General features: G+C 43.6%; 22 protein-coding genes and 1 riboswitch. Of the genes, 12 read left to right on the top strand and 10 right to left on the bottom strand.

Annotated features, from left to right (window positions below):
- The first annotated feature begins 7 nt into the window (after positions 1 to 7).
- Both clpA and BIW15_RS16325 read left to right on the top strand, forming a co-directional pair.
- Positions 8 to 2,278, top strand: a complete 2,271-nt coding sequence (gene clpA / locus BIW15_RS16330) for an ATP-dependent Clp protease ATP-binding subunit ClpA (RefSeq protein ID WP_023585399.1) — start codon at positions 8 to 10, stop codon at positions 2,276 to 2,278.
- A 133-nt stretch (positions 2,279 to 2,411) separates the two neighbouring features.
- A complete protein-coding gene (locus BIW15_RS16325; RefSeq protein WP_029842778.1) occupies positions 2,412 to 3,452 on the top strand; it encodes a serine hydrolase in 1,041 nt (346 codons plus the stop codon).
- 68 nt (positions 3,453 to 3,520) lie between these two features.
- On the opposite strand, the gene infA is transcribed toward BIW15_RS16325, so the two are convergent.
- The 3 genes from infA to aat all read right to left on the bottom strand — a co-directional run bounded on the left by infA (position 3,521) and on the right by aat (position 5,229).
- Positions 3,521 to 3,739: a translation initiation factor IF-1 gene (gene infA, locus BIW15_RS16320; protein WP_001040192.1), complete on the bottom strand. Its 219-nt coding sequence runs from the start codon at positions 3,737 to 3,739 to the stop codon at positions 3,521 to 3,523.
- 81 nt (positions 3,740 to 3,820) lie between these two features.
- Complete coding sequence (locus BIW15_RS16315) at positions 3,821 to 4,522, bottom strand: arginyltransferase (protein WP_024699955.1); 702 nt, start codon at positions 4,520 to 4,522, stop codon at positions 3,821 to 3,823.
- A complete protein-coding gene (gene aat, locus BIW15_RS16310; RefSeq protein WP_023585402.1) occupies positions 4,519 to 5,229 on the bottom strand; it encodes a leucyl/phenylalanyl-tRNA--protein transferase in 711 nt (236 codons plus the stop codon). Before aat ends, BIW15_RS16315 begins: the two co-directional genes overlap by 4 nt.
- A 39-nt stretch (positions 5,230 to 5,268) precedes the next feature.
- Between aat and BIW15_RS16305 the strand changes: the two genes are divergently transcribed.
- Both BIW15_RS16305 and aroA read left to right on the top strand, forming a co-directional pair.
- On the top strand, positions 5,269 to 5,745 hold the full coding sequence (locus BIW15_RS16305; protein ID WP_005495881.1) for a glycine zipper 2TM domain-containing protein: 477 nt from the start codon (positions 5,269 to 5,271) through the stop codon (positions 5,743 to 5,745).
- A gap of 161 nt (positions 5,746 to 5,906) precedes the next feature.
- The gene (gene aroA, locus BIW15_RS16300; protein ID WP_005495880.1) at positions 5,907 to 7,187 is read left to right on the top strand and encodes a 3-phosphoshikimate 1-carboxyvinyltransferase; all 1,281 of its coding nucleotides are present in this window, start codon (positions 5,907 to 5,909) and stop codon (positions 7,185 to 7,187) included.
- Between the two features lie 57 nt (positions 7,188 to 7,244).
- On the opposite strand, the gene BIW15_RS16295 is transcribed toward aroA, so the two are convergent.
- Positions 7,245 to 7,493, bottom strand: coding sequence for a YciN family protein (locus BIW15_RS16295; RefSeq protein WP_005495879.1), 249 nt, complete (start codon positions 7,491 to 7,493; stop codon positions 7,245 to 7,247).
- 464 nt (positions 7,494 to 7,957) lie between these two features.
- On the opposite strand from BIW15_RS16295, the gene topA reads away from it, so the two are divergent.
- From topA to BIW15_RS16275, 4 genes are all read left to right on the top strand, one after another.
- Positions 7,958 to 10,588, top strand: coding sequence for a type I DNA topoisomerase (topA, locus tag BIW15_RS16290; RefSeq protein WP_053811682.1), 2,631 nt, complete (start codon positions 7,958 to 7,960; stop codon positions 10,586 to 10,588).
- A 596-nt stretch (positions 10,589 to 11,184) separates the two neighbouring features.
- Positions 11,185 to 12,402, top strand: coding sequence for a glucose-1-phosphate adenylyltransferase (gene glgC, locus BIW15_RS16285; protein WP_023585404.1), 1,218 nt, complete (start codon positions 11,185 to 11,187; stop codon positions 12,400 to 12,402).
- Positions 12,392 to 13,849, top strand: coding sequence for a glycogen synthase GlgA (glgA, locus tag BIW15_RS16280; protein ID WP_077281297.1), 1,458 nt, complete (start codon positions 12,392 to 12,394; stop codon positions 13,847 to 13,849). Before glgC ends, glgA begins: the two co-directional genes overlap by 11 nt.
- Positions 13,850 to 13,971: 122 nt before the next feature.
- A complete protein-coding gene (locus BIW15_RS16275) occupies positions 13,972 to 14,775 on the top strand; it encodes an alpha/beta fold hydrolase (protein ID WP_005495870.1) in 804 nt (267 codons plus the stop codon).
- A 41-nt stretch (positions 14,776 to 14,816) separates the two neighbouring features.
- Here the strand turns inward: BIW15_RS16275 and BIW15_RS16270 are convergent, their stop codons facing one another.
- The 5 genes from BIW15_RS16270 to torD all read right to left on the bottom strand — a co-directional run bounded on the left by BIW15_RS16270 (position 14,817) and on the right by torD (position 19,193).
- Positions 14,817 to 15,137: a putative signal transducing protein gene (locus tag BIW15_RS16270; RefSeq protein ID WP_005483105.1), complete on the bottom strand. Its 321-nt coding sequence runs from the start codon at positions 15,135 to 15,137 to the stop codon at positions 14,817 to 14,819.
- Positions 15,137 to 15,829, bottom strand: coding sequence for a TVP38/TMEM64 family protein (locus BIW15_RS16265; protein WP_077281296.1), 693 nt, complete (start codon positions 15,827 to 15,829; stop codon positions 15,137 to 15,139). The genes BIW15_RS16270 and BIW15_RS16265 overlap by 1 nt, the downstream gene beginning before the upstream one ends.
- 211 nt (positions 15,830 to 16,040) lie before the next feature.
- On the bottom strand, positions 16,041 to 16,631 hold the full coding sequence (locus tag BIW15_RS16260) for a TfoX/Sxy family DNA transformation protein (protein WP_005457243.1): 591 nt from the start codon (positions 16,629 to 16,631) through the stop codon (positions 16,041 to 16,043).
- Positions 16,632 to 16,747: 116 nt separating this feature from the next.
- Positions 16,748 to 16,837, bottom strand: a riboswitch (cyclic di-GMP riboswitch).
- A 266-nt stretch (positions 16,838 to 17,103) separates the two neighbouring features.
- Positions 17,104 to 18,108: an HTH-type transcriptional repressor PurR gene (gene purR, locus BIW15_RS16255; RefSeq protein WP_015296483.1), complete on the bottom strand. Its 1,005-nt coding sequence runs from the start codon at positions 18,106 to 18,108 to the stop codon at positions 17,104 to 17,106.
- 437 nt (positions 18,109 to 18,545) lie between these two features.
- The gene (gene torD, locus BIW15_RS16250; protein ID WP_005457256.1) at positions 18,546 to 19,193 is read right to left on the bottom strand and encodes a molecular chaperone TorD; all 648 of its coding nucleotides are present in this window, start codon (positions 19,191 to 19,193) and stop codon (positions 18,546 to 18,548) included.
- A 265-nt stretch (positions 19,194 to 19,458) separates the two neighbouring features.
- On the opposite strand from torD, the gene torR reads away from it, so the two are divergent.
- A complete protein-coding gene (gene torR, locus BIW15_RS16245; RefSeq protein WP_005457237.1) occupies positions 19,459 to 20,172 on the top strand; it encodes a two-component system response regulator TorR in 714 nt (237 codons plus the stop codon).
- A gap of 69 nt (positions 20,173 to 20,241) precedes the next feature.
- On the opposite strand, the gene elyC is transcribed toward torR, so the two are convergent.
- Positions 20,242 to 21,027, bottom strand: a complete 786-nt coding sequence (gene elyC, locus BIW15_RS16240; protein WP_005457224.1) for an envelope biogenesis factor ElyC — start codon at positions 21,025 to 21,027, stop codon at positions 20,242 to 20,244.
- 114 nt (positions 21,028 to 21,141) lie between these two features.
- Here elyC and cmoM point away from each other — a divergent pair, with 114 nt between their 5' ends.
- From cmoM to mukE, 3 genes are read left to right on the top strand one after another with little or no spacing between them, the layout of a single operon-like run.
- Positions 21,142 to 21,933: a tRNA uridine 5-oxyacetic acid(34) methyltransferase CmoM gene (gene cmoM / locus BIW15_RS16235; protein WP_021485426.1), complete on the top strand. Its 792-nt coding sequence runs from the start codon at positions 21,142 to 21,144 to the stop codon at positions 21,931 to 21,933.
- A gap of 2 nt (positions 21,934 to 21,935) precedes the next feature.
- Positions 21,936 to 23,273, top strand: a complete 1,338-nt coding sequence (mukF, locus tag BIW15_RS16230; RefSeq protein WP_005483103.1) for a chromosome partition protein MukF — start codon at positions 21,936 to 21,938, stop codon at positions 23,271 to 23,273.
- The gene (mukE, locus tag BIW15_RS16225) at positions 23,254 to 23,979 is read left to right on the top strand and encodes a chromosome partition protein MukE (RefSeq protein ID WP_005483111.1); all 726 of its coding nucleotides are present in this window, start codon (positions 23,254 to 23,256) and stop codon (positions 23,977 to 23,979) included. The genes mukF and mukE overlap by 20 nt, the downstream gene beginning before the upstream one ends.
- Positions 23,980 to 23,981: the final 2 nt, after the last annotated feature.

The raw sequence follows: 23,981 nt of genomic DNA, 5'->3' as shown, positions 1-23,981 counted from the left end.
GGTACTTATGCTAAATAAAGAACTAGAGTCAAGCCTTAACGGTGCATTTGCTCGTGCAAGAGACAAACGTCACGAGTTTATGACTGTCGAACACCTCCTACTTGCATTGTTGGAAAACGATGCAGCTAAGGAAGCCCTTTTAGCCTGCAAAGCAGACCTCGATGCTTTGCGCAATGAGCTCGATATATTCATCGATCAAACTACGCCGCTTATCCCTGAAAGTGATGAGACGCGCGAAACCCAGCCGACTTTGAGTTTTCAACGTGTATTGCAACGCGCGGTTTTCCATGTTCAGTCGTCTGGTCGCAACGAAGTAACGGGTGCTAATGTATTGGTCGCAATCTTTAGCGAACAAGAGTCGCACGCCGCTTATTTATTGAAGAAAAACGACATTTCTCGCTTAGATATTGTCAACTTTATCTCCCACGGTATTACGAAAGCTTCTGGCGCCGGAGAAGATCCATCTTCTTCAGATTCGTTTAGCTCGGATAGTGTCGAAGAAACAGGTTCCGATGAGCGTTTAGAAAGCTTTGCAACAAACCTCAACCAAGTGGCGAAGGCCGGTAATATTGATCCATTAATTGGCCGTGACAAAGAGCTAGAACGTACGATCCAAGTTCTATGTCGTCGTCGTAAGAACAACCCATTGCTCGTTGGTGAAGCCGGTGTGGGTAAAACGGCAATTGCAGAAGGCCTAGCTTGGAGAATTGTTGAAGGCCAAGTACCTGAGGTGATTCAAAATAGCGTTATCTACTCACTTGATATCGGTTCGCTGCTAGCAGGCACTAAGTATCGTGGTGATTTCGAGAAACGTTTCAAATCGATTTTGAAGCAGCTTGAAAAAGAAGAAGATGCCATCCTGTTCATTGATGAGATCCATACTATTATCGGTGCTGGTGCAGCGTCTGGTGGCCAAGTCGATGCGGCAAACTTGATTAAACCTTTACTAAGTAGCGGTAAGTTGCGCTGTATTGGTTCAACTACCTACCAAGAGTACAGCAATATTTTCGAAAAAGAGCGTGCGCTATCTCGTCGCTTCCAAAAAATCGACGTTGTAGAACCATCTCTGGACGATACAACCAAGATCCTGATGGGCTTGAAACCAAAGTACGAAGCTCACCACGAAGTGCGTTACACCAACAAAGCACTGCGTGCAGCCGTAGAGCTGTCTGCGAAGTACATCAACGAACGTCATCTACCTGACAAAGCAATTGACGTTATTGATGAAGCCGGTGCTCGTAGTCGATTAGCTCCAGCAAGTCGTCGTAAGAAGACGGTTGGCGTGGCTGATATTGAAGCCATGGTTGCAAAAATGGCTCGAATTCCAGAGAAGTCGGTGTCTTCATCTGACAAAGACATCTTGAAGAATCTTGATGGTAAAATGAAGATGCTAGTCTTTGGTCAAGACAATGCTATTGATGCGCTTTCGGAGGCTATCAAACTGTCTCGTGCTGGTTTGGGTGTTGATAACAAGCCTGTGGGTTCGTTCTTGTTTGCAGGGCCTACTGGTGTGGGTAAAACCGAGGTAACTGTTCAGCTATCGAAACTGCTTGGTATTGAACTGCTTCGTTTTGATATGTCTGAGTATGGTGAGCGTCACTCTGTGAGCCGCTTAATTGGTGCTCCTCCAGGTTATGTTGGTTATGATCAAGGCGGCTTGTTAACCGATGCCGTTATTAAGCATCCTCATTCCGTTGTTTTGTTGGATGAGATTGAGAAAGCGCACCCAGATATCTTTAATTTGTTACTGCAAGTGATGGATAACGGTACGTTGACGGACAACAATGGTCGCAAGGCTGACTTCCGTAACGTGATCCTTGTGATGACCACTAACGCGGGTGTGGCTGAAACTGAGAAGAAATCGATCGGTTTAATCCAACAAGATCATAGTCACGATGCCATGGCAGAAATTAAGAAGGTGTTCACTCCGGAGTTCCGTAACCGTCTTGATAATATCATCTGGTTTAATAGCCTAGATGAAAGTGTTATCCATCAAGTGGTTGATAAGTTTATTGTCGAGCTTCAAGTCCAGTTGGATGCTCGCGGAGTATCCATGGAAGTATCGCAAGATGCTCGCCATTGGTTAGCAAATAAAGGTTATGACAAAGCGATGGGGGCACGTCCAATGGGCCGTGTAATCCAAGAGCAATTGAAGAAGCCATTGGCAAATGAACTGTTGTTCGGATCACTTGTTGATGGTGGTACGGTGAAAGTGTCGTTAGTAAATGATGCGCTTGAATTTGAATATTTGAGCGAGAAAGAAGCAGCAATGCACTAACGTTTGTCGTTAATTTCAAATCAAAAGCGTGCGATTGGTCGCACGCTTTTTTTATATCTGTCTAGCACGAAGACTCATCTCTTTATTTCTGTTTTATTCATGGTTGTGCATATTGAGAAATAAAGAGGAAAGCATGAAAACTTTCATCATAGCGTGGTTGCTTATCCTACTCGTAGGGTGTGATAAACACGCCGTAGTTGTTGAGGCGAGTAAGCCAGAGTTTGATCCTATCATTCAGCGAGTAGAACAAGGACAAGCAGCAAACCTGCATAGCTTACTAGTGTGGCAAGATAACCAGTTAACGTTGGAGCTGTATCGTCAAGGTGGTGGGCTTGATGGTAATCGTCAAACACCAAATGTGCCTGTCGGGCAAGAGGTTGTGCATAACGTGCATTCTGTCACGAAATCCTTTGTCGCTACGCTGATTTTCATCGCTATTGATGAAGGCAAAATCGAAGGGTTAGATACGCCAATATTTGATTTCTTTCCAGAGTATACCGAGCCAGATAGAAAGGCGAAGCTAGCGATAACATTACGAGATGTTCTAAATATGTCCACAGGCTACGCATTGGATGAATTGTCCGTACCATATGGACAAGGCAACATTTTTTCTCGTCATTACAATGCGAAGGACTTAAAACAGCAGTTTCTTTCCACTCAATTAGCTTTTGATCCAGGAACAAAGTTCGCGTACAGCGGTCTTTCTACAGTTGGCCTTTCTAAAGTGATTGAAAAAGTATATGGGCAATCATTTACGAAAGTAATGAAAGAGAAGATTTTTTCCCCTTTAGGTATTGAAGAGTATCAGTGGCTGCCAAACATTGGCAGTGGCGAAGCAGGAGCAGACTGGGGCTTACGTCTAACATCTCGAGATATGGGTAAGTTTGGCTTGATGTGGCTTAACAAAGGACAATACAACGGAACGCAAATTGTTGGTGAAGAATGGTTGAATGAACTCAGAAAGAGTAAGTTCTATTCGTATGAGATGGGGTATGGGTTACATTTTTGGCAGGTTTCTAACGTTGAGAATGGCGTTGCGGCTGTAGGGATAGGAGAGCAGTACATTGTTGCCATTCCGAACAAAAATGCAGTGATTGTCACGACCGCTGGGAACTACGAAACAAGATCTCGACCAGTGTTAACTCTGATCCAGCAATTGGCCGAGTTACTTTAATTCAATGTTTACAAATAAAAAACGGAGCAAAAATGCTCCGTTTTTTATTTGCATCCGAAAATCAAAGATTAACGAGCGCGGAAGACGATGCGGCCTTTTGATAGGTCGTATGGAGTCATCTCTACAGTTACTTTGTCACCCGTTAGGATACGGATGTAGTTCTTGCGCATCTTGCCAGAGATGTGAGCAGTCACAACGTGACCGTTTTCAAGTTCAACACGGAACATAGTGTTTGGTAGAGTGTCAAGGACAGTACCTTGCATCTCGATTACGTCTTCTTTAGCCATTTAATCCTCTTTAGAAATTAGGCAATATTAGCGAGCGTTATTGTGCCGCTAAATAGGAATTATGTAAAGTTGGGGCGTATTCTACCCTTGCCAACGCTGATTTACTAGCCTTTGGTGGCGTTGAAAACGCGTTTTGTAGTTCATTGCTGGACATTCATCAATCTGATAACCCAAATATAGCCACTGCTCGTTATTTTGTTGGCAGTAGTTCACTTGGTACAGCACCGCTAGTGTACCGAGTGAAAGTGGGTAGTCTGGATCAAAAAACGTATAAAACGCGCTAGAACATTGTGTCATCACATCAGTCACCGCTACACCAAGTAGTTGATTTGATTCATCATAGATGTGTAAGAACAACGTTGTCAGCCAAGTCGTTTGTGCAAAACGTGAGAACTCATCTCGCTTGGGAGGGTACATGGTACCGTTTTTGTGTCGCTTGCAAATGTAACGGCTGTAGAGCTCAAACCACTCGGCGTCCATCTCCGTTTTCATCTCCCAACGCAGATTTTTGGCTTTACTGAGCAGTCGTTTTTGACTTCTAGATAGTACGAAATCAGGTATCGATATGCGAATAGGTTGGCAAGCATGGCAACGCTCGCAATGTGGTTTGTATATTGTATCTCCGCTGCGACGAAAGCCATTAGCCATCAATAGTTGATAGTTTTGTTCAGTATGTAATTCAGCGTCCAATGCCACCGCAACACGCTCTTGTCGCTCCGGTAAATAGCTACAAGGATGGTTGTTGGTTAACCCAATTCGAATGTGTTGTAGATCTGTGCTCATGATTCTGAATCCTGCAAAACTTGGGGCGTAAAGGTGTCAGAAGCCGTTTGCTTTTCTCTTAAAGATAGTAGCTTTTGTATGAACTCGTCTCGGTCAAGCTCAAATGCGCCGAGGGATGCCAAGTGCGGGTTCATCACCTGACAATCTATTAATTGACCATGCTTTGACGCCAAATGCGAACACAAATACCACAATGCGATTTTTGATGCGTTGTCTTTCAAACTGAACATGGACTCACCACAAAAAAGTTGACCCACGCTAATGCCGTATAAACCGCCAACAAGCGTGTTGTCATGCCATACTTCTACTGAGTGGCAATGCCCTAGGTTGGATAGCTGAATATAAGCCGCTTGCATCTCTTCATTCAGCCATGTTTCATCTGCTGGCCGGGTAGACGAGCAAAGTTGAATGACGCGCTCAGTCGCTTGATTTATAGTGACTTTATATTGATGCTTGCGCTGAAACTTTTTAAGACTTTTTGATGGCTTAAACGTTAAAGGATCAAACACCGCACGTGGCGAAGGACTCCACCATAAAATGGGTTCTCCTGGACCATACCAAGGGAAAATACCTTGGTAGTAGCCACTCAAAATTCTATGTGGATCTAAGTCTCCGCCAAAAGCCAACAGACCATTGGGATCTGACAGAGCTTCGTAAGGGGATGGGAAGTTGAACGTTGAATCGAGTTCAGTTAAATAGATTGCCATAGAAAAGTACTGACCAATATCGAACCAAAGGAATTTGTGATGACTCGAGTTAGAAAATTTTTGAAAGTATGTCCTTGGATCATACTGTTTTTACCCCTTTTCGCCAATGCAGCGTACCAAAGGAATGTCGCAAAACCAGTGAATGAAGTGGTGTACGGGAAGATAGATTCAGTGCGTTACATCACTCAACAAGAAGTTGTGCAATCGAAAAGTAACGGTTGGAAAACCCTATTAGGGGCAACCATTGGTGGTTTAGTTGGCAACCAGTTTGGTGGTGGCACGGGTAAAGAGGTAGCCACAGCAGTTGGCGCACTGGCTGGCGCTGCGGTTGCTCAAAACCAAAGTAATTATCAATACACAGTTGAATATAAGTTGGTTGAACTGCTAATTAAAGTTAAAGGCGATAAACTGATCAACGTTATTCAGGATGTTGATAAAAATATGCTGTTTAGCCGAGGGGATGAAGTTCGTATCTTATATTTCGATGATGGAGTGCGCGTAGATTTAGCGTACTGAGTGGGTGTTTTAGCGTCAATTTTATCGTTGACTAATTATTCAGAAATTAGCGCAGATTTGCTCTGGTTTTGTGCTGGTTTTTTCGTTAGTCTGAATCCACGAAGAATTGTTTAGCTCTCACAACAGCGTGAATTGAGAGCACAAAGGATTATCAACTTTTAATGGAAAGCCTAACGTTACAACCGATCAATAAAATTCAAGGGGAAGTGAACCTTCCTGGTTCCAAAAGTGTTTCTAATCGAGCACTTTTACTCGCTGCATTAGCAAAGGGGACGACTCGTCTCACCAACCTTCTCGATAGTGACGACATTCGTCACATGCTAAACGCACTCACTAAACTAGGCGTGAAGTACACATTATCTGCAGATAAAACAGAATGTGTGGTTGAAGGCCTTGGTCGTCCGTTCTCAGTATCAGAACCTGTCGAGCTCTTTCTGGGCAATGCAGGCACAGCCATGCGACCTTTAGCAGCCGCACTTTGTGTTGGCCAAGGTGAATATGTGCTTACTGGCGAGCCTCGTATGAAAGAACGACCAATTGGTCATCTTGTGACTGCATTGCAAGAGGCGGGAGCAGATATTGAATATCTGGAAAACACAAACTACCCACCACTAAAGATTGTCGGTACTGGTCTGAAAGCAGGCACAGTGTCGATTGATGGTTCTATTTCTAGTCAGTTTCTCACGGCTTTTTTGATGTCTGCACCACTTGCCGAAGGCGAAGTGCGTATTAAGATTGAAGGTGATTTGGTATCAAAGCCTTACATTGATATTACGCTGCATATCATGAAGCAGTTCGGTGTCGAAGTGATCAACAACGACTATCAAGAGTTTGTGATTCCAGCTGGTCAGCACTATGTTGCGCCTGGTGATTTTCTTGTGGAAGGGGATGCTTCGTCGGCCTCTTACTTTTTAGCGGCGGCTGCAATCAAAGGTGGTGAAGTCAAAGTAACTGGCATCGGTAAAAATAGCATCCAAGGTGATATTCAATTTGCTGATGCGCTAGAAAAAATGGGCGCAGAGATTGAATGGGGCGATGATTACGTTATTTCCCGCGTCGGGAAGCTTAAGGGCATCGATATGGATTACAACCATATTCCAGATGCAGCAATGACCATCGCGACGACGGCTTTGTTTGCTGAAGGTACCACGGCAATTCGCAATGTTTATAACTGGCGTGTAAAAGAAACCGATCGTTTGTCTGCAATGGCAACAGAGCTTCGTAAAGTTGGTGCGGAAGTGGAAGAAGGTGAGGATTACATCATCGTTAAACCAGTACCTCACCTTAAACATGCGGCGATTGATACCTACGATGATCATCGTATGGCGATGTGCTTTTCTCTGGTGGCGTTAAGCGATACACCAGTGACGATTAATGACCCGAAATGTACGTCCAAAACATTCCCGGATTATTTCGACAAGCTTAAAGCGTTGAGCTGCTAGATCTCTAACTGAAAAGCCAGAGCGATGATGCTCTGGCTTTTTTGTCTTAATTTGCTGTTATTTAATCAGCGTAAATTCTTTAGAAAGGTGATGGGCTAAGTATTTGAACATATTGAATACTGCCGTAGTATTTGCGGTTGGTAAGCCTTTGTCATCAAGGAAGTACTCACCTTTAAATACCAAAACCCCGTCTTTTTCTTCTACGCTTGTCGCTCGCATTCCGTCAATGTAATCATCGTGCTCTTGGATGATTTGGTTTGCGATTAAAAGAAGGTCGAATTCTTCAATAAACTTTCTATCAGACATAACGTTCTCATCATTCATTACAAATTAAAAAGTGTGGCGAAGTATACCCATATTCTTTAAGGGTTTGCATGATTAATTCCATCACCACGTTGGCTGATTTGAGGCGAGGGTTAACTCAGTACTGAGGTTACGCGGATACAAAGTGGCTTTCAGCGCAACAACCTAAGGTTGCGCCATATTGACAGAAAATATTTTGTGATGAGTAACAAAATTTATTGCATTGGATTAGCAGTAGCAAAGTTTGCCTGCTTAGATATGCCGCTCAATACCTTTCAGACCCCTGTCTCTTTGAAGTATAAAGACGATGAATTGTCAACCAATCGGATCTGAATTTCAAAAAAGCAGTTGATCTTCTTTTCATCTCGCACAATAGTAAAAAAAGAAGCAATGAAATAGAACACTATGCGGGTGACCTTAAAACGAGGTTTCTACCCGCATTATTATGAAGGACGTTAGAGTCAGTTATGGGTAAATCACTCGTTATAGTGGAGTCTCCAGCCAAGGCAAAGACGATAAATAAGTACCTTGGTAAGGACTTTATTGTTAAGTCTAGTGTTGGTCATGTGCGTGATCTGCCTACGGCCGGTCAAAGCACTGGTGAGAAGAAAGCTGCAGCTATCTCAACAAAAGGGATGAGCGCAGAAGAGAAAGCGCGCGTTAAAAAAGAAAAAGATCGCAAAGCGCTGATCAAAAAAATGGGGATTAACCCATATCATGACTGGGAAGCGAACTATCAGATTCTTCCGGGTAAAGAAAAAGTCGTAAGCGAACTACAAAAATTAGCCAAAGATGCTGATTGCGTTTATCTCGCAACCGATTTGGACCGCGAGGGGGAAGCAATCGCATGGCACCTTCGTGAGATCATCGGTGGCGATGAAGAGCGATACAAACGAGTAGTCTTTAACGAAATTACTAAAAATGCTATCCAACAAGCTTTCCAGACTCCTGGCGAGTTAAATATGGATGGCGTTAATGCGCAGCAAGCTCGTCGATTCATGGACCGCGTTGTAGGTTTCATGGTTTCTCCATTGCTATGGAAGAAAGTGGCACGTGGCCTGTCTGCTGGTCGTGTTCAATCTGTAGCGGTGAAGCTATTGGTAGAACGTGAGCGTGAAATCAACGCATTTGTGCCAGAAGAATTCTGGGATATTCACGCAAATACCAAAACTAAAGATAAGTCAGATTTCAAACTGCTGGTTGCGCAGAAAGATGGCGTTGCGTTTAAGCCTGTTAACGAAACAGAAACTAAGGCAGCCATTTCTGTCCTTGAAAACGCAAGCTACGAAGTGTGTAAGCGCGAAGACCGCCCGACAAAGAGCAAGCCTTCTGCGCCATACATCACATCAACATTGCAGCAAGCGGCAAGTACCCGTCTAGGTTACGGCGTTAAGAAAACCATGATGTTAGCTCAGCGTCTGTATGAAGCGGGTTACATCACATATATGCGTACCGACTCGACTAACTTGAGTGCGGAAGCAGTTGATGCTGTTCGTGACTTCATTGGTTCAGAATTTGGTGACAAGTATCTTCCAGCTAAGCCACTAACGTACGGCAGCAAAGAAGGTGCTCAAGAAGCGCACGAAGCGATTCGTCCATCTGATGTGTCAGTGAAAGCAGAAGACTTACAAGGTGTAGATGCGGATGCTCACAAGCTTTACTCACTGATCTGGAATCAGTTCGTTGCGTGTCAAATGACACCTGCAGAATATGATTCAACCACAATCAGCGTAAAAGCGGCGGAATACACGCTAAAAGCGAAAGGTCGTATCCTTAAGTTTGATGGTTGGACTCGCGTACAGCGTCCAATGGGCAAAAACGAGGACACAATCCTTCCTGCGGTACAACTTGGCGATAAGCTGAGCCTAGAGTCACTTGACCCTAAACAGCACTTTACAAAGCCACCTGCGCGCTTTACGGAAGCGGCATTGGTTAAAGAGTTAGAAAAACGAGGCATTGGCCGTCCTTCGACTTACGCATCGATCATTTCTACTATTCAAGACCGTGGCTACGTAAAAGTAGATCAGCGCCGATTCTACGCTGAAAAAATGGGTGAAATTGTTACTGACCGTCTTGATGACAGTTTCAACGATTTAATGAACTACGACTTTACTGCGCGTATGGAACAGAAACTGGACCAAATCGCAGAAGGTGAAGTGAACTGGAAAGCAGTACTAGACAACTTCTTTGCGGATTTCACTGGTGACCTAGAAAAAGCCGAGTTAGATGAATCTGAAGGTGGTATGAAGCTAAACCACATTGTGATGACGGATATCGAGTGTCCGACATGTGGTCGCCCTATGGGTATTCGTACCGCTTCTACAGGCGTATTCTTAGGCTGTTCTGGTTACGCATTGCCACCTAAAGAACGTTGTAAGACAACCATTAACTTGGGTGACGAAGAAGGTATTGTCAACGTTTTAGAAGAAGACGTTGAAACGGCTGCTCTTCGTGCGAAAAAACGTTGTCCGATCTGTGAAACTGCGATGGACGCGTACTTGATTGATGACAAGCGCAAGATGCACGTTTGTGGTAACAACCCGAACTGTGAAGGCTATGTTGTTGAGTACGGCGAATTCAAAGTGAAAGGCTACGATGGCCCTGTTGTTGAGTGTGACAAGTGTGGCTCAGACATGGTGCTTAAGAACGGCCGCTTTGGTAAATACATGGATTGTACGAGTGAAACTTGTAAGAACACCCGTAAAATCCTGAAGAACGGTGAAGTAGCGCCACCTAAAGAAGATCCTGTGCACTTCCCAGAATTGCCATGTGAAAACTCAGATGCGTACTTTGTGCTTCGTGATGGTGCTTCTGGCCTATTTATGGCGGCAAGCAACTTCCCTAAATCGCGTGAAACAAGAGCACCTCTAGTCTCTGAACTGGCGCGTTTTGAGGAGCGTCTACCAGAGAAGTTTAAGTACCTAACAACGGCTCCTCAAGAGGATCCAGATGGCCGCCCAGCCGTGGTTCGCTTTAGCCGTAAGACGAAAGAGAACTATGTTCGTTCAGAAGACGACGGTAAACCAAGTGGTTGGACTGCACTTTACGTTGATGGTAAGTGGGAAATCACTGATAAACGTAAAAAAGCGAAAGCTTAAACTCAACTTGTAAAATAAAGGCAGCAAATACGCTGCCTTTATTTTTATATCCACCTGTCTAAGCGGGTTTCCATCTGCTCCTTTCCCTACCGTTTTTAAGCTCTGTTTTCCCACTTTTAGCGATTTGTTTTGTCTGAATCTACAAGTGTCTTTTCTGTAAACAACATTCAGTTGAACTATTCATTTTATATTCACACATTTGTTATATCTTGGTATTTCAAACATGAACTGTAGTTAACGCGTTCGTAAATTGTTTTCACAATGTAATCGCTTACTTGGCCTTGTGTGATCTGGATATCGTCTTGAGCAAGTAACCTTTGTATGCAACACAGAACGGCATATTAAAAATTGTAATTTAGATTCTGGTTGGATAATTTATTACAAAATTAGTGCAATTGTATGCATTTATTTAGCGTCAAAAAATAAGAACAATTTGAATATTTGCATACTGGAAAATGCAATAGCTTTTTTATCTACACTGCAAGGGCTCAATAGAGGCTCAGGTGTAGGTGCAACAATGTATTCGCTTGACTCCCCGAGTTTTACTCATTCAAGTGAGTACTAAATCCAAGCTATAACGATATGGAGAACAACGAATGGCTGGTGTTTTGGGAATGATTCTTGCTGGCGGTGAAGGCTCTCGTTTGAGACCTTTAACTGAATCCCGTAGTAAACCTTCGGTACCTTTTGGTGGAAGTTATCGGCTGATTGATTTCGCTCTAAACAACTTTGTAAATGCGGATTTGATGCGCATTTATGTCCTTACTCAATTTAAATCTCAGTCACTTTTCCATCACTTGAAAAAAGGGTGGAATATTAATGGTATTACTGATCGCTTTATTGACCCAATTCCTGCGCAAATGCGTACGGGTAAGCGTTGGTATGAAGGCACTGCAGATGCTATCTATCAAAACCTACGTTTTATGGAGCTCGAAGAACCGGATCAGGTTTGTATCTTTGGCTCTGACCACATTTACAAGATGGACATCAAGCAGATGCTGAACTTCCATACGGAGAAGAAGGCGTCATTGACGGTGTCTGCACTGCGCATGCCACTAAAAGAAGCTTCTCAGTTTGGTGTAATAGAGGTTGATGCTGAAGGCAGAATGATTGGCTTTGAGGAAAAACCCGTTAATCCAAAATCGATTCCTGGAGAACCAGATTTCGCGTTAGTCTCGATGGGGAACTACGTATTCGAAGCACAAGTTCTATTTTCTGAACTCGTGGAAGATGCAGACAATGAAGCTTCTTCTCATGATTTTGGTAAAGATATCATCCCGAAAATGTTCCCTCGTGGTGACGTTTTTGTCTATGACTTCAGCACCAACAGAATCAGTGGTGAGAAAGAAGAGGTTTACTGGCGTGATGTAGGTACGATTGATGCTTATTGGCAAGCGCACATGGATCTATTGGAAAAAGACGCGCCATTCTCTTTGTACAACCGTAAGTGGCCTCTTCATACCTATTACCCACCATTGCCACCTGCAACGTTTACCGATTCAGACAACGGTCGAGTGCAGATCATCGATAGCTTGGTATGTAATGGCAGTTATGTTCGTGGTTCTCGTATCGAGAAGTCAGTACTTGGATTTCGCAGCAATATTGCATCCGCGTGTGATATTAGCGAATGTATCCTATTAGGTGACGTAAAAATTGGCGAAGGCTGTGTGTTACGTCGTGTTATTGTCGACAAGGATGCCGATATTGCACCTGGAACTCAAATTGGTGTGAATCTTCAAGAAGATAAAAAGCATTTCCATGTGTCGGAAGAGGGCATTGTTGTTATTCCGAAAGGAGCACGAGTTGGCTACTAACAACTTATCCATTCTGTTTGTAGCTTCTGAGGTTGAAGGTCTTATTAAAAGTGGTGGCTTGGCAGATGTTGCCAAGGCACTGCCGGAAGCCCTTCAAAACCTACAGCAAGATGTAAGAATTACGATTCCTGCGTACACCAGTATCGAAAGATTAGCGGACGCAGAAGTTGTGCTAGAAACAAATCTAACGTCATGGCCGCATACAAAGTATCGAGTTCTATTGCTTACGTTAGGAAACAATCCTGTCTATCTGATTGATTGTGAGCCGTACTTCAATCGGCCATCAATGTATGCAGAGAACAACCAAGCGTATACCGATAATGGTGAGCGTTTTGCGTTTTTCAGTGCTGCATGCCTCGACATGTTGCCGAAACTGGCGTTTCAACCTGATATCATCCATGCAAATGATTGGCACACAGGGCTGGTTCCGTTTTTGCTTAAGCACAGGTATGGCAATGATCCCTTTTTTGCTCATACAAAAAGCGTCATTTCAATTCATAATGCGGTCTTTAAAGGCGTATTTAGTTATGACGACGTACAGTGTTTGCCTGAGTTTCACTGCCGAAACGTTCCCGATGCTGCGGTGAGTGCAACGCATATTACTATGCTCAAAGCTGGCGTAATGAATGCCGATAAGATAAATGCAGTCAGCCCAACGTACGCTGAAGAGCTAAAGACAGAACTTGGCAGTCATGGAATGGCATGGGAGTTTCAGCAACGAGCAGGGGATCTAGTCGGAATTTTAAATGGTTGCGATTACAGTGCTTGGAATCCGGAAACTGATGTTTATTTGCCAATGAACTATAGTGCCGACAAACAAAGTATGGTTCTAGGTAAAAACACTTGTAAGCGCGCATTACAGCAGAGGCTAAACCTTGCTGAAAAAGACGTAGCCATGTTTGGTATGGTTTGTCGTTTGACTCAGCAAAAAGGCGTGCATTACTTGCTGCCGGCTTTGGCGGATTTTTTGAAGCATGATGTTCAAGTCGTTGTTGTTGGGACGGGTGATCCCGTTTTGGCTGCACAATTGGAAGAGGTTGCGGCGCAATTCTCCGACAAGTTTGTATTTGTTGAGGCGTATGACAATGAACTCGCGCATTTAGTTGAAGCTGGTTCGGATTTCTTCTTAATGCCTTCTGAATTCGAGCCATGTGGTTTAAATCAGATCTACAGCATGGCTTATGGCACCTTACCTATCGTGAGAGGGGTAGGTGGCTTAAAAGACAGTGTGAATGATTACGACGTAGACCCTTGCGACGCTACTGGATTTGTATTTTATGAACCGACGTCTCAAGCGCTGCTACTTACTATGCTGCGAGCGTTGCTGTTGTATGCGCAAAACCTGACGGAAGTGCAAAGAGTACAACTGCATGCAATGCAAAAAGATTTCTGCTGGCGGAAGGCCGCAGAATCGTATTTGCAACTCTATCGTTCATCGTTAAATTGACGCAAGTTTGATAAAAAGTGTAACCAAAGGCACCTATTGAGGTGCCTTTATTACCTTGGTTTTACGGAGTGTGATAGGATTCTGTCACTCTCTATCACAAAGAATCTTACTTATACTGACTCATGACTCAGCCACTGCTTTTTCACAAAACCTATCTGCATCCTACTAGTAATGAGTGGGTTGTTTTCGTGCATGGTGCTGGTGGCAGTTCTTCGATATGGTTTAAACAAATTAAAGCATATAAGCAGCACTTTAATTTGTTGCTGATCGACTTGCGAGGACATGGAAAATCCAATCAGCTTTTGAAAGAGTTGATAACTAGTCGTTACACCTTCACGGAAGTGACGCAAGATATATTAAAAGTGCTGGATCACCTAAAAATCCAGTCGGCGCACTTTGTTGGCATGTCGTTGGGTACGATCATTGTTCGAAATTTAGCGGAGTTGTCTTCTGAAAGAGTTCGTTCGATGGTTTTAGGCGGTGCGGTGACACGCTTGAATACGCGTTCGCAGATTTTGGTTAAGTTGGGTAACTTCTGTAAACATATCTTGCCTTATATGTGGTTGTATAAGCTGTTTGCCTACATTGTGATGCCGCAACGAAGTCAGCGTGAATCAAGGCATTTGTTTATTCGAGAAGCAAAGAAGCTGTGCCAAAAAGAGTTTAAACGCTGGTTTATTCTTGCCGCGGATGTAAACCCATTGATGAAGTACTTCAAAGACAGAGAGTTACCCATACCGACATTGTATTTGATGGGTGATAGAGACTATATGTTTATCCAACCGGTGAAAGAGATGGTTGCAGCGCATAAGCTCAGTATCTTGCGTGAAATTCCAAACTGCGGTCATGTCTGCAATGTAGAGCGTCCTGAAGATTTTAACCAACACTCTATCGAATTTATAAAGCAACAAAGTATCGTCGCCTAGCCATTAATATAGACACCTGAAATGCGAGAATAGGGGAACGATCATGGCTCCCCAATTTGATATCCACATTGCCAACACGCACCAAACTGTCCTTCGTTGTGTTCAAGACAATGAGGACATTGCCAGTCTTCATATATGTTGCTTTGTGACTGCTGCCTAAATGCTTCAATAATTGAGTGAGCTTTCAATTGTTGTTCTGGATCTAATAGCCAAACATAAGGATCAGTATCATCGCCAAAAGGAAGCTCACCTTTCAGACCAAAAAGTCCTTCTCCACGCACCTCACAGCATATATCTTCAGTTTTTAATAGTTCACATACGATGTGCGCTTCTGCTGGATTTTTCGCGATAAAGATTTTCATCAAATACTGCCATTTGGCTGAGTAGAGGTTGGCCTGACCTTATTCATAACCCATTTTACGAGTATTGGAAACAGCCCCAGCAAAGCAAAAGATGCTAATACCGTCGGGGATACGATACCAGAAAGGCTATCAATGGTTGCTAACTGAGTACCAGCGTTAAGGTAAACGGCAGTACCAGGGAGCATGCCTATTTGACTGGTTAAATAAAAGCGCGCAATGCTCATAGGTGTTAATCCCATCAGTAGGTTGATGAGGAAAAATGGGAACACTGGAATCAAGCGCAAAGAAAACAGATAAAACGCGCCATCCTTTTTTACTCCTTGGTTAATCGCAACAAGCTTTTCCCCAAATCTCGATTGAACCCAATCCCTAAGCAAATATCGGCTACTCAAAAAAGCTAAGGTCGCACCGATCGTACTGGCAAAAGAAACTAAAAGTAAGCTAAACCAAAACCCAAACAAAGCTGCGCCTAGCAAAGTAACCACTGCTGCTCCGGGAATAGAAAATGCGGTAATCGCAACATACGCTAAAAAATACACCGTGGCGGCATAGGCGATGTTGACTTCGATGAATGAATTGAGCGCTTCTTGCTGCGCTTTTGCGTTTTCAAGCGTTAGATATTGACCAAAATTAGCGCCTAACAAAAGAATGGTGGCAACAAGTATCAGTCCAAAGATAAGTTTTTTATTCATGTGTGCTCCGTTTCTATATCTAGGCTACCGCTTAAAGTATTCATACTGAATGTTGTTTTAACAATCTCGTTATCGAAACTAAGTCGTGGCGCTGAAGATACGGGTGTTTTGGGATTTACAAAGGAGTAGACACGAGGGGAGCTAAAAAAATTTCATAAAAAAACCGCAGTTCACACTGCGGTTTTAGTCGATAGATTAGAGAAGACTTCTGTTACGAAAGGCCATTCATTAATTCTTCACGACGAGACTGGGGAACTACACTCCAGTGTGTGCCGTTAATAGCACCTTCTAAGGCCCAAAGTAGCTCAAGGCTAACTGTGGTGGAGTGCGTGTCTCTGATCGCTTTATAAGCACTTAGTGCGCCTTCTTCTTCAAGTTGAGCAACAGAATCAATACCCGCTTTCTTAAGCATTCTTTCTGTAGCCAATCTCAGATTCGGCAGATCTTTCAAGCGATTAGGCTTAGTGCTCGCTTGTTGTTCTTTCTCAAGTTTGGCGTTTTCTAAGGATTTTTTCGCTACTTCAATTAAGCGATCGCTAGATTCCCATAGTTCGCTGGAAATAGCGTAGTACTTAGTAACGACTGGGAAGCCACGTTTTTTATAAACGTAAGGCTTTAGACCCTGTGTCTCGAAGTCAGATGAAGTTTGTTGGTCTGCTCGTATATGAAGCTGGTTGTTTACCACTAGTGCAAACATCGTTTCATCAGCGAAAAGTCCGAAGCCACCAAACATTGAGCGCGACTTGATAGTACCAAGTGCCTCAAATAGCTTCATAGAGTCTTTGAGTATCGGTTTATCCATGTTTTGTTATCTCGGTGTAATTAATATTACGCCACCAAAAGTCAGGTCCGAGAGAGTAGCAAACGTGCGCAAAGGCAATGTCATTAAAGGGTAAAGACATTGGTTGCACACTTGCCATCGGTAACCCCGCTACCTTCCATATACTACTATGGTTCAGGCCGGAGGCTTTGCGTCCCACCCTTTCGGATGGTTTGCCCTGTGCGTGACCAGATGAGGATACTTCGTATATTGAATTAACATCACACTTTAGATTTTAAAACGTGATCTTGATTCAATAAATAATGTCATTTTGTGCATGGGTACTCATAATTGAGAATTGTATTTAATGTTTGAAAAGAAGCGGGAATTAATAATTCACATGTAAAGAAAACAGTAACTTATGGAAGTTGTTGTTTTTAAGAATGAGGCAAAGTGTGCGGGAAGTGTTATTTTTTTAATAAAAAAAAGCGCCCCTAAGGGCGCTTGTGTTCATTTAATTAAGTTTCTTAACGGTGTTGCGGATAACAATCTCTGGTTGCATCTCGAACACACGCTTTTCGTGTTCTTTATCTTTAATGCGTTCAAGTAGGATCTCAAACGCATTTTTACCCACACGACGTTTAGGTTGGTGAATCGTTGTTAGCGGTGGTGAGAAGTACTCTGCAAGTTCAATGTTGTCGTAACCGATAACAGAAACGTCATCTGGAACCTTGATGCCGTTTTGTTGCAGACGGCTCATTAAGCCAAGTGCCATGGTATCGTTAAAGCAGAATACTGCAGTAGGGCGTTTTTCCATCGCGGCGATCTTGTCTGCAACCAGTACCGCAGTATCGCATTCAAAGTTACCTTCAAGAATCCAATCTTCATTGATTGGCAGTTTTGCTTCAGCCATGGCACGACGGAAACCAGCGATACGCTCTTGGCAAGCTAGTTTCTCAAAGTGACCACTCAGGCAGGCGATGTCAGTGTGGCCATTATCGATAAGGTATTTAGTTGCTAGGTAGCCACCTTCTTCAGAGTTATCGATGATCTTGTCCGCACGAGAACTCTCTGGGCCCCAATCCATCACAACTTTCGGGATGTCTGAATGACGATCTAACATCTCTTTTAGTTCTTCGGTTAGATCTGAACACATCACCAAAATGCCATCTACACGTTTCTCAGCAAGCATGCGGATGTAGTCGCGCTGTTTCTCGTAGATGCCGCCAGTATTACACAAGATCAATGTGTAACCTTGACGGTAGCAGTAACTTTCTACACCGTCGATCACTTCAGAGAAGAATAGGTTAGTTGACTGTGTTACCAACATACCAATAGTACGAGTTGAGTTGCATTTTAAACTACGAGCAACTGCGCTTGGTGCGTAGTTAAGCTCATCAACCGCTTTCATTACTTTTTCTTGGGTTGCTTCTGCAACAAAACGTGTCTTATTAATAACGTGCGAAACTGTCGTGGTAGAAACGCCGGCTAAGCGAGCAACGTCTTTTATAGTGGCCATAAATGATGTCCTGTATCGAGCTACTTAATACCGTAGTGAATACAACCATACGCTTAGTTTTTTGCGCAAACTAAACACCACAACAACAGTAGTGTCTATTCTAGTAGGCAGCGGTTGTACCGAAATCGGTATAAAAAGATTTGTAGCAACTTGGTTGAAGGTACTCGGCTTCCTACTAAATATGAGGAAGTGGTCATCAACCTATTAATAAAAAACAAAAACCGCTATATTTCAGCGGTTTACATATAAATCATATTTAATCGTTTGCGTTCACATTTTAGCCCTATGTGGGCTGACTGGCAATATTTTCAGCAAGAGTTTTGTGTATTTGAAGTCACATTTTGACTGCTAAATGAACGAACGTCTTTGAGCCAGATTAAAAGCAAGCGAATAAAATAGGGAGCCCGACAGGCAGGCTCCCTAAAAATAGGCGGTGATTATTCACCAAGAAGGTAAGCGCTGTCCAGTTTACAAAATGCAATTAATAGTTGCGCAACGCTTAAGTAGAAGCCAAATTCATCAAATTGCTTACATTTTTCAGCAAATTTTGGCAACCAAGACATGAGTTGATTTTGGATGAAATCGTTTTGTTTAACGAAAGCCTCTTCCATATGTTTTTCTTGCTCTAACTCATTTGAGCGAATGATCATGTTGCCCAAAAAGTCCAATTCGACAGCAAGATGGTCTGCTGGTTCTTTGAGGTTTTCGTCTACCTGAACCCCAAAATCTGCCATCAGTTTTTCCATTTCTTCTGCAGGTTTGTCATTAAGCAAACCTGACTCACCAATGTACATAGAAGCGTACGGTAGTGCCCCATACTTATCTGTTTTTAAGAACAGCTCGCAAAAATCTGCTGCAAGTTCTAGTTGAGCATCATTGCGGTCTTGGAGTCGGTTTAGGGCATCAACTAGGCTATCAACGGCTGGCTTGAGTGATTCGTTCTCACCTAAGCCCGCTAAAAAACTGCGAATTTCAACACTGTGGTAGGTTTCTAGTTCTTTTTCGCTGAGTTCTTTAGCGAATAAGCTCGAAAACCACCAGTAAATTTCAGCACGCTTTTCATTAAAAGCTTTCACTTCTTGCATTTTTGGCTCCTGAAGGATGCTTCGAGTATTGCATCATAAAGTCAATTAGGGATATCCCCTAAGTGTAATCAAATAAGATGAATAGCAGTAACTATAATTATTGTTGATTATGTTGAATTGTGTGCACTTATTAACGGTGATGGGCAAGCTTGTTTTGAATCAATAAAAACGCTAAATCTTGCTTTTTAATGTATCTATGACTAGAAATGTTACTAGTTATGAATAGAATACGTCTTGGATAATAAGAAGACAGAAAGTGGTGTAAATGAGCTATCACGTATTAGTCGTAGAAGATGATGTTGTAACTCGTAGTAAGCTTGCGGGATATTTCCAAAATGAAGGTTACAAAGTTAGCGAAGCAGAAAGTGGCGCGGAGATGCGCGAAGTTCTGCAAGGCGGTGATGTAGACCTTATTATGTTGGATATTAACTTGCCGGGCGAAGACGGCCTAATGCTTACGCGTGAGCTACGCAGTCAATCAGACATCGGCATCATATTGGTAACAGGACGCACGGATAGCATCGACAAAATCGTAGGCCTAGAGATGGGTGCAGACGATTATGTGACAAAGCCTTTTGAACTAAGGGAATTACTAGTTCGAGTTAAAAATCTACTGTGGCGCATTTCTGCGGCGCGAAGTGGAGCAAGTAAAGCGGCAAGCGAAACAAACGATGAACACATTGTTCGCTTTGGTGAGTGGACATTCGATATTCAGCGTCGAGCGCTTAGCCGTAATGGTGAGCCAGTAAAACTAACCAAAGCAGAATATGAGCTTTTGGTGGCGTTATCGTCTTATCCGAATCAAGTGCTGAGTCGTGAACGTATTTTGAATATGATCAGTCATCGAGTTGATGCTCCAAATGATCGTACGATTGATGTTCTTATCCGACGCATGCGCGCAAAGATGGAGTTTGATCCTAAGAACCCACAGATTTTTGTGACCGTTCACGGTGAAGGCTACATGTTCGCAGGTGATTAATCACCATCAGACAAGCAGCAAAGAAAAAGGAGAGCCAATGCTCTCCTTTTTTGTGTTTATAAATCGGGTTTATTCCGCTTCCACCATCGGCGTTTGCCCTACGGTGTCACGCAGTCTTTGCCAAACGCTACCAAGGTATTCATGCCAAAACAGTTCAGTTTGCTCAAGGTAGCGAGCTTTAGGTGAATACTTGTCCCACGGTTGGCTAACTTCGTCTATCGCTAAGAAATTCGTTGGAGCAGGGATGGGTTTAATTCCAGCTGCGTTAAACTCGTACAGCGCACGGCTCATGTGGCTCGCTGACGTGACCAGCACAATCTCTTTTTGTTGAACAAAAGCGGCGGCTTGTCTTGCTTCTTCCCATGTGTCTTTTGCATCTTCCAACAAAATAATGTCGGATTTTGCAACACCTAATGCCAAAGCAACGTTTGCCATCATACGAGCATGGCTGATCTCAGAGCCACCATCATAACCTGATAAAATTAGCTTTGCGCCTGGGTACATACGCAAAATACGAATGCCTTCCGTTAATCGCATCAACGCCGCGCGGCTTAATTGCGATGTTGGTGGAATTTCGTCATCGACCACGTGGCCATTACCCAGCACCATAACGTAGTCAATGGTACCTGACACAGGTAAAAAGGCCTTATGCTCGCGCTCAAGTGGCATGAGAAGCTTGGTTGAAACAGGTTGGAAGGCAACTAGAAAAAGGCCAACAAAAGAGAACAGAACAACGAAGCAGCCAGTTTTACGTTTTGTGGTAAAACTAATGAGAGCAAGACCTAACAAGCCTATCAGTAGCAATGCCGGAAGCGGCATAAGCAAGGCTGACATTACTTTTTTCAGCTCAAACATACATAAATAGTCCGAAAAAACATCAATTGATAATAAAAATGAGGGTGACCCTCTTTATTCCTGCTTTCCTTGTGCCAGAATAGCGGCACAATCCGATATGATAACTCAGCAGAAGTGACAGAAGACCGCAATTTCGACGATATCGCCCACAAATTTGCAAAAAATATTTACGGCTCCGATAAAGGGGAGATCCGCCAAATCATTGTGTGGGAAGATTTTCTACAGATTCTAAGTGAATTGGATGCGAGCCAGCAACCCCTAGAAGTACTTGATGCAGGTGGTGGTTTAGCACAAATGTCGCAAAAGCTTGCTAAGCTCGGACATCGTGTTTCGTTATGTGATCTATCTTCGGAAATGCTGCAACTAGCCAAACAGGATATTGAAAAAAACGGTTTGCTTGAGCAGTATCGCCTGATTCATTCGCCTGTTCAGTCCATTGCGGAGCACATGGAAGAACAGGTGGATCTCGTTATGTTCCACGCTGTCATGGAGTGGCTTGTTGATCCTAAAACGGCGCTAGAGACAGTATTGGAACAAGTAAAGCCGGGGGGCATCGCATCAGTGATGTTCTATAACCACCATGGTTTAGTCTACAAAAACGTGGTTTGTGGCAACATTCCTCATATTTTAGACGGCATGCCCCACCGAAAAAGATTTAAACTACAGCCGCAAAAAGGCTTGAAACCGGAAGATGTCTATCAATGGATAGAAGAGGCTGGTTTTAGCATTTGTGGCAAATCTGGTATTCGTTCCTTTAGTGATTACATAGGTAATATGCAATACATGGGCGATTACGAGTTTGAAGATGTGTTGGCGCTAGAAAAACAACTATGTCGACAAGAGCCATACCTCTCATTAGGCCGCTATATTCACGTGTGGGCCAAAAAGAACGATAAACAGGAATAACAATGAGTGAGATGACTCTCAATGCTGCAGAGCAACCAATCGATGAGTTGGTTGGCTGGGTTAAGCAGCACGATTTCTCGTTGAACCTGACCACAGAGCGATTGGCATTTTTGATTGCCATCGCCGTACTGAGTAATGAAAGGTTCGACGAAGAACTGGGTGAAGGTGAACTGCACGATGCGTTTGCCATCGTCACTCGACTATTTGATGAGACTGGCGAAGCCTCCGCTTTTCGTGCGAACAACGCCATCAACGAGATGGTCAAGCAGCGTCTTATTAGCCGTTTTGTCAGTGAAATTACTGACGGAGCGAGCATTTACCGCTTGTCGCCTTTAGCGATAGGAATTACCGATTACTACGTGCGTCATCGCGAGTTCTCAAGACTGCGTCTGTCTATCCAGCTATCGATGGTAGCGGATGAAATGGCGAAAGCGATTGAAGCGGCACAAAAAGGTGGCACACCGGGCCACTGGAAGAAAAACGTGTACGGAGTTTTAAAATATTCTGTAGGCGAAATCTTTGATCAAATCGACCTCAACCAACGTGTCATGGATGAGCAGCAGCAATCTGTGAAACAACAAATTGCCGACCTGCTAAACAAAGACTGGCGTGAAGCGATCAACAACTGTGAAGCACTTCTGTCAGAAACATCAAGCACGTTGCGTGAACTTCAAGATACGCTGCAAGCTGCAAGTGATGAACTGCAAACTCAGATCCTAGATATTCAAGAAATTGTTTACGGTGATCCTGAGCTTGAGTTCATCGAAGAAGCCTTGTTTGGTCTGCAAATGAAGCTAGACCGAATCACAAGCTGGGGCCAGCAAGCGATTGACCTCTGGATTGGCTACGACCGACACGTGCACAAGTTCATCCGTACCGCTATCGATATGGATAAGAACCGTGCATTTAGCTCGCGTCTGCGTCAATCGATAAAAGACTATTTTGATATGCCTTGGTATCTGACTTTTGCAGATGCAGAAAGGCTTTCCGACCTTCGTGATGAAGCTTTGGTACTGCGTGATGACGAGGTAACCGGCCAAGTTCCGATGGAAGTGGAATACGAAGAATTTCAACAAGTCAATGATGAGCTATCAGAACGCATTGGTGACATGCTAAAAGCGCATAAAGAGCAAGGCACGCCAATCGATTTAAGTGTGGTGCTGCGAGATTACCTTGCACAACATCCATACACTCATCACTTTGATTTAGCTCGAATTATCGTTGATCAAGCCGTACGTCTTGGTTATTCGGAATCGGATTATCAAGCGATTCAGCCTGACTGGAAAGCAATCAACGAATTTGGGGCAAAGGTACAAGCGAATGTCATCGACCGATACTAATGAATACATGTCAGATAATCTGGCAAAAGCAATTTCTAACCCTCTGTTCCCAGCGCTAGACAGCATGCTACGAGCAGGGCGTCATATTTCAACTGAAGATCTCGACAATCACGCGTTGTTGTCTGATTTCGAGCTTGAGCTTTCTTCTTTCTACCAGCGCTACAACACCGAGTTGGTAAAAGCGCCAGAAGGCTTTTTCTACTTACGTCCACGTTCAACATCATTGATTGGCCGCAGTGTTTTATCTGAGCTGGATATGCTGGTGGGTAAGGTACTGTGTTTCCTATACCTAAGCCCAGAGCGCTTAGCGCACGAAGGCATTTTCACCAATCAAGAGCTTTACGACGAGTTGCTTGCATTAGCAGACGAGAAAAAGCTGATGAAACTCGTGACGAACCGTGCAACGGGTTCGGATCTAGACAAAGAAAAACTGTTTGAAAAAGTACGTACGTCACTTCGTCGCCTACGTCGTTTAGGGATGATCATCAACATCGGTGAAACCGGTAAATTCAGCATTAGCGAAGCGGTATTCCGTTTTGGTGCTGATGTTCGTGTGGGCGATGACATCCGTGAAGCGCAGCTGCGTCTAATCCGTGATGGTGAAGCCGTAGTCCACACTAAAGAGCCGAGCCAAGGCAGCTTGCTGTCTGAAGAAGATCAAGAAGAACAAGCCCAAGAAGAAATGACAGAAGAGGGTGAAGCATGAGC

It is taken from the genome of Vibrio sp. SALL6 (genome assembly GCF_002002385.1).
GTDB lineage: Bacteria > Pseudomonadota > Gammaproteobacteria > Enterobacterales > Vibrionaceae > Vibrio > Vibrio parahaemolyticus.
Note: the sequence above shows the minus strand (reverse complement) of the source record. Positions and strands in the feature narration are given on the sequence as shown.

Bases quoted from the DNA above. Each gene is read 5' to 3' on its own strand.
- BIW15_RS16270 (WP_005483105.1), bottom strand. From the start codon at position 15,137: ATGAAAATCTTTATCGCGAAAAATCCAGCAGAAGCGCACATCGTATGT.
- clpA (WP_023585399.1), top strand. From the start codon at position 8: ATGCTAAATAAAGAACTAGAGTCAAGCCTTAACGGTGCATTTGCTCGT.
- BIW15_RS16265 (WP_077281296.1), bottom strand. From the start codon at position 15,829: ATGAATAAAAAACTTATCTTTGGACTGATACTTGTTGCCACCATTCTT.
- glgC (WP_023585404.1), top strand. From the start codon at position 11,185: ATGGCTGGTGTTTTGGGAATGATTCTTGCTGGCGGTGAAGGCTCTCGT.
- mukF (WP_005483103.1), top strand. From the start codon at position 21,936: ATGAGTGAGATGACTCTCAATGCTGCAGAGCAACCAATCGATGAGTTG.
- BIW15_RS16260 (WP_005457243.1), bottom strand. From the start codon at position 16,631: ATGGATAAACCGATACTCAAAGACTCTATGAAGCTATTTGAGGCACTT.
- torD (WP_005457256.1), bottom strand. From the start codon at position 19,193: ATGCAAGAAGTGAAAGCTTTTAATGAAAAGCGTGCTGAAATTTACTGG.
- aat (WP_023585402.1), bottom strand. From the start codon at position 5,229: ATGGCAATCTATTTAACTGAACTCGATTCAACGTTCAACTTCCCATCC.
- purR (WP_015296483.1), bottom strand. From the start codon at position 18,108: ATGGCCACTATAAAAGACGTTGCTCGCTTAGCCGGCGTTTCTACCACG.
- topA (WP_053811682.1), top strand. From the start codon at position 7,958: ATGGGTAAATCACTCGTTATAGTGGAGTCTCCAGCCAAGGCAAAGACG.
- BIW15_RS16305 (WP_005495881.1), top strand. From the start codon at position 5,269: ATGACTCGAGTTAGAAAATTTTTGAAAGTATGTCCTTGGATCATACTG.
- BIW15_RS16315 (WP_024699955.1), bottom strand. From the start codon at position 4,522: ATGAGCACAGATCTACAACACATTCGAATTGGGTTAACCAACAACCAT.
- mukE (WP_005483111.1), top strand. From the start codon at position 23,254: ATGTCATCGACCGATACTAATGAATACATGTCAGATAATCTGGCAAAA.
- torR (WP_005457237.1), top strand. From the start codon at position 19,459: ATGAGCTATCACGTATTAGTCGTAGAAGATGATGTTGTAACTCGTAGT.
- aroA (WP_005495880.1), top strand. From the start codon at position 5,907: ATGGAAAGCCTAACGTTACAACCGATCAATAAAATTCAAGGGGAAGTG.
- BIW15_RS16325 (WP_029842778.1), top strand. From the start codon at position 2,412: ATGAAAACTTTCATCATAGCGTGGTTGCTTATCCTACTCGTAGGGTGT.
- elyC (WP_005457224.1), bottom strand. From the start codon at position 21,027: ATGTTTGAGCTGAAAAAAGTAATGTCAGCCTTGCTTATGCCGCTTCCG.
- infA (WP_001040192.1), bottom strand. From the start codon at position 3,739: ATGGCTAAAGAAGACGTAATCGAGATGCAAGGTACTGTCCTTGACACT.
- BIW15_RS16295 (WP_005495879.1), bottom strand. From the start codon at position 7,493: ATGTCTGATAGAAAGTTTATTGAAGAATTCGACCTTCTTTTAATCGCA.
- BIW15_RS16275 (WP_005495870.1), top strand. From the start codon at position 13,972: ATGACTCAGCCACTGCTTTTTCACAAAACCTATCTGCATCCTACTAGT.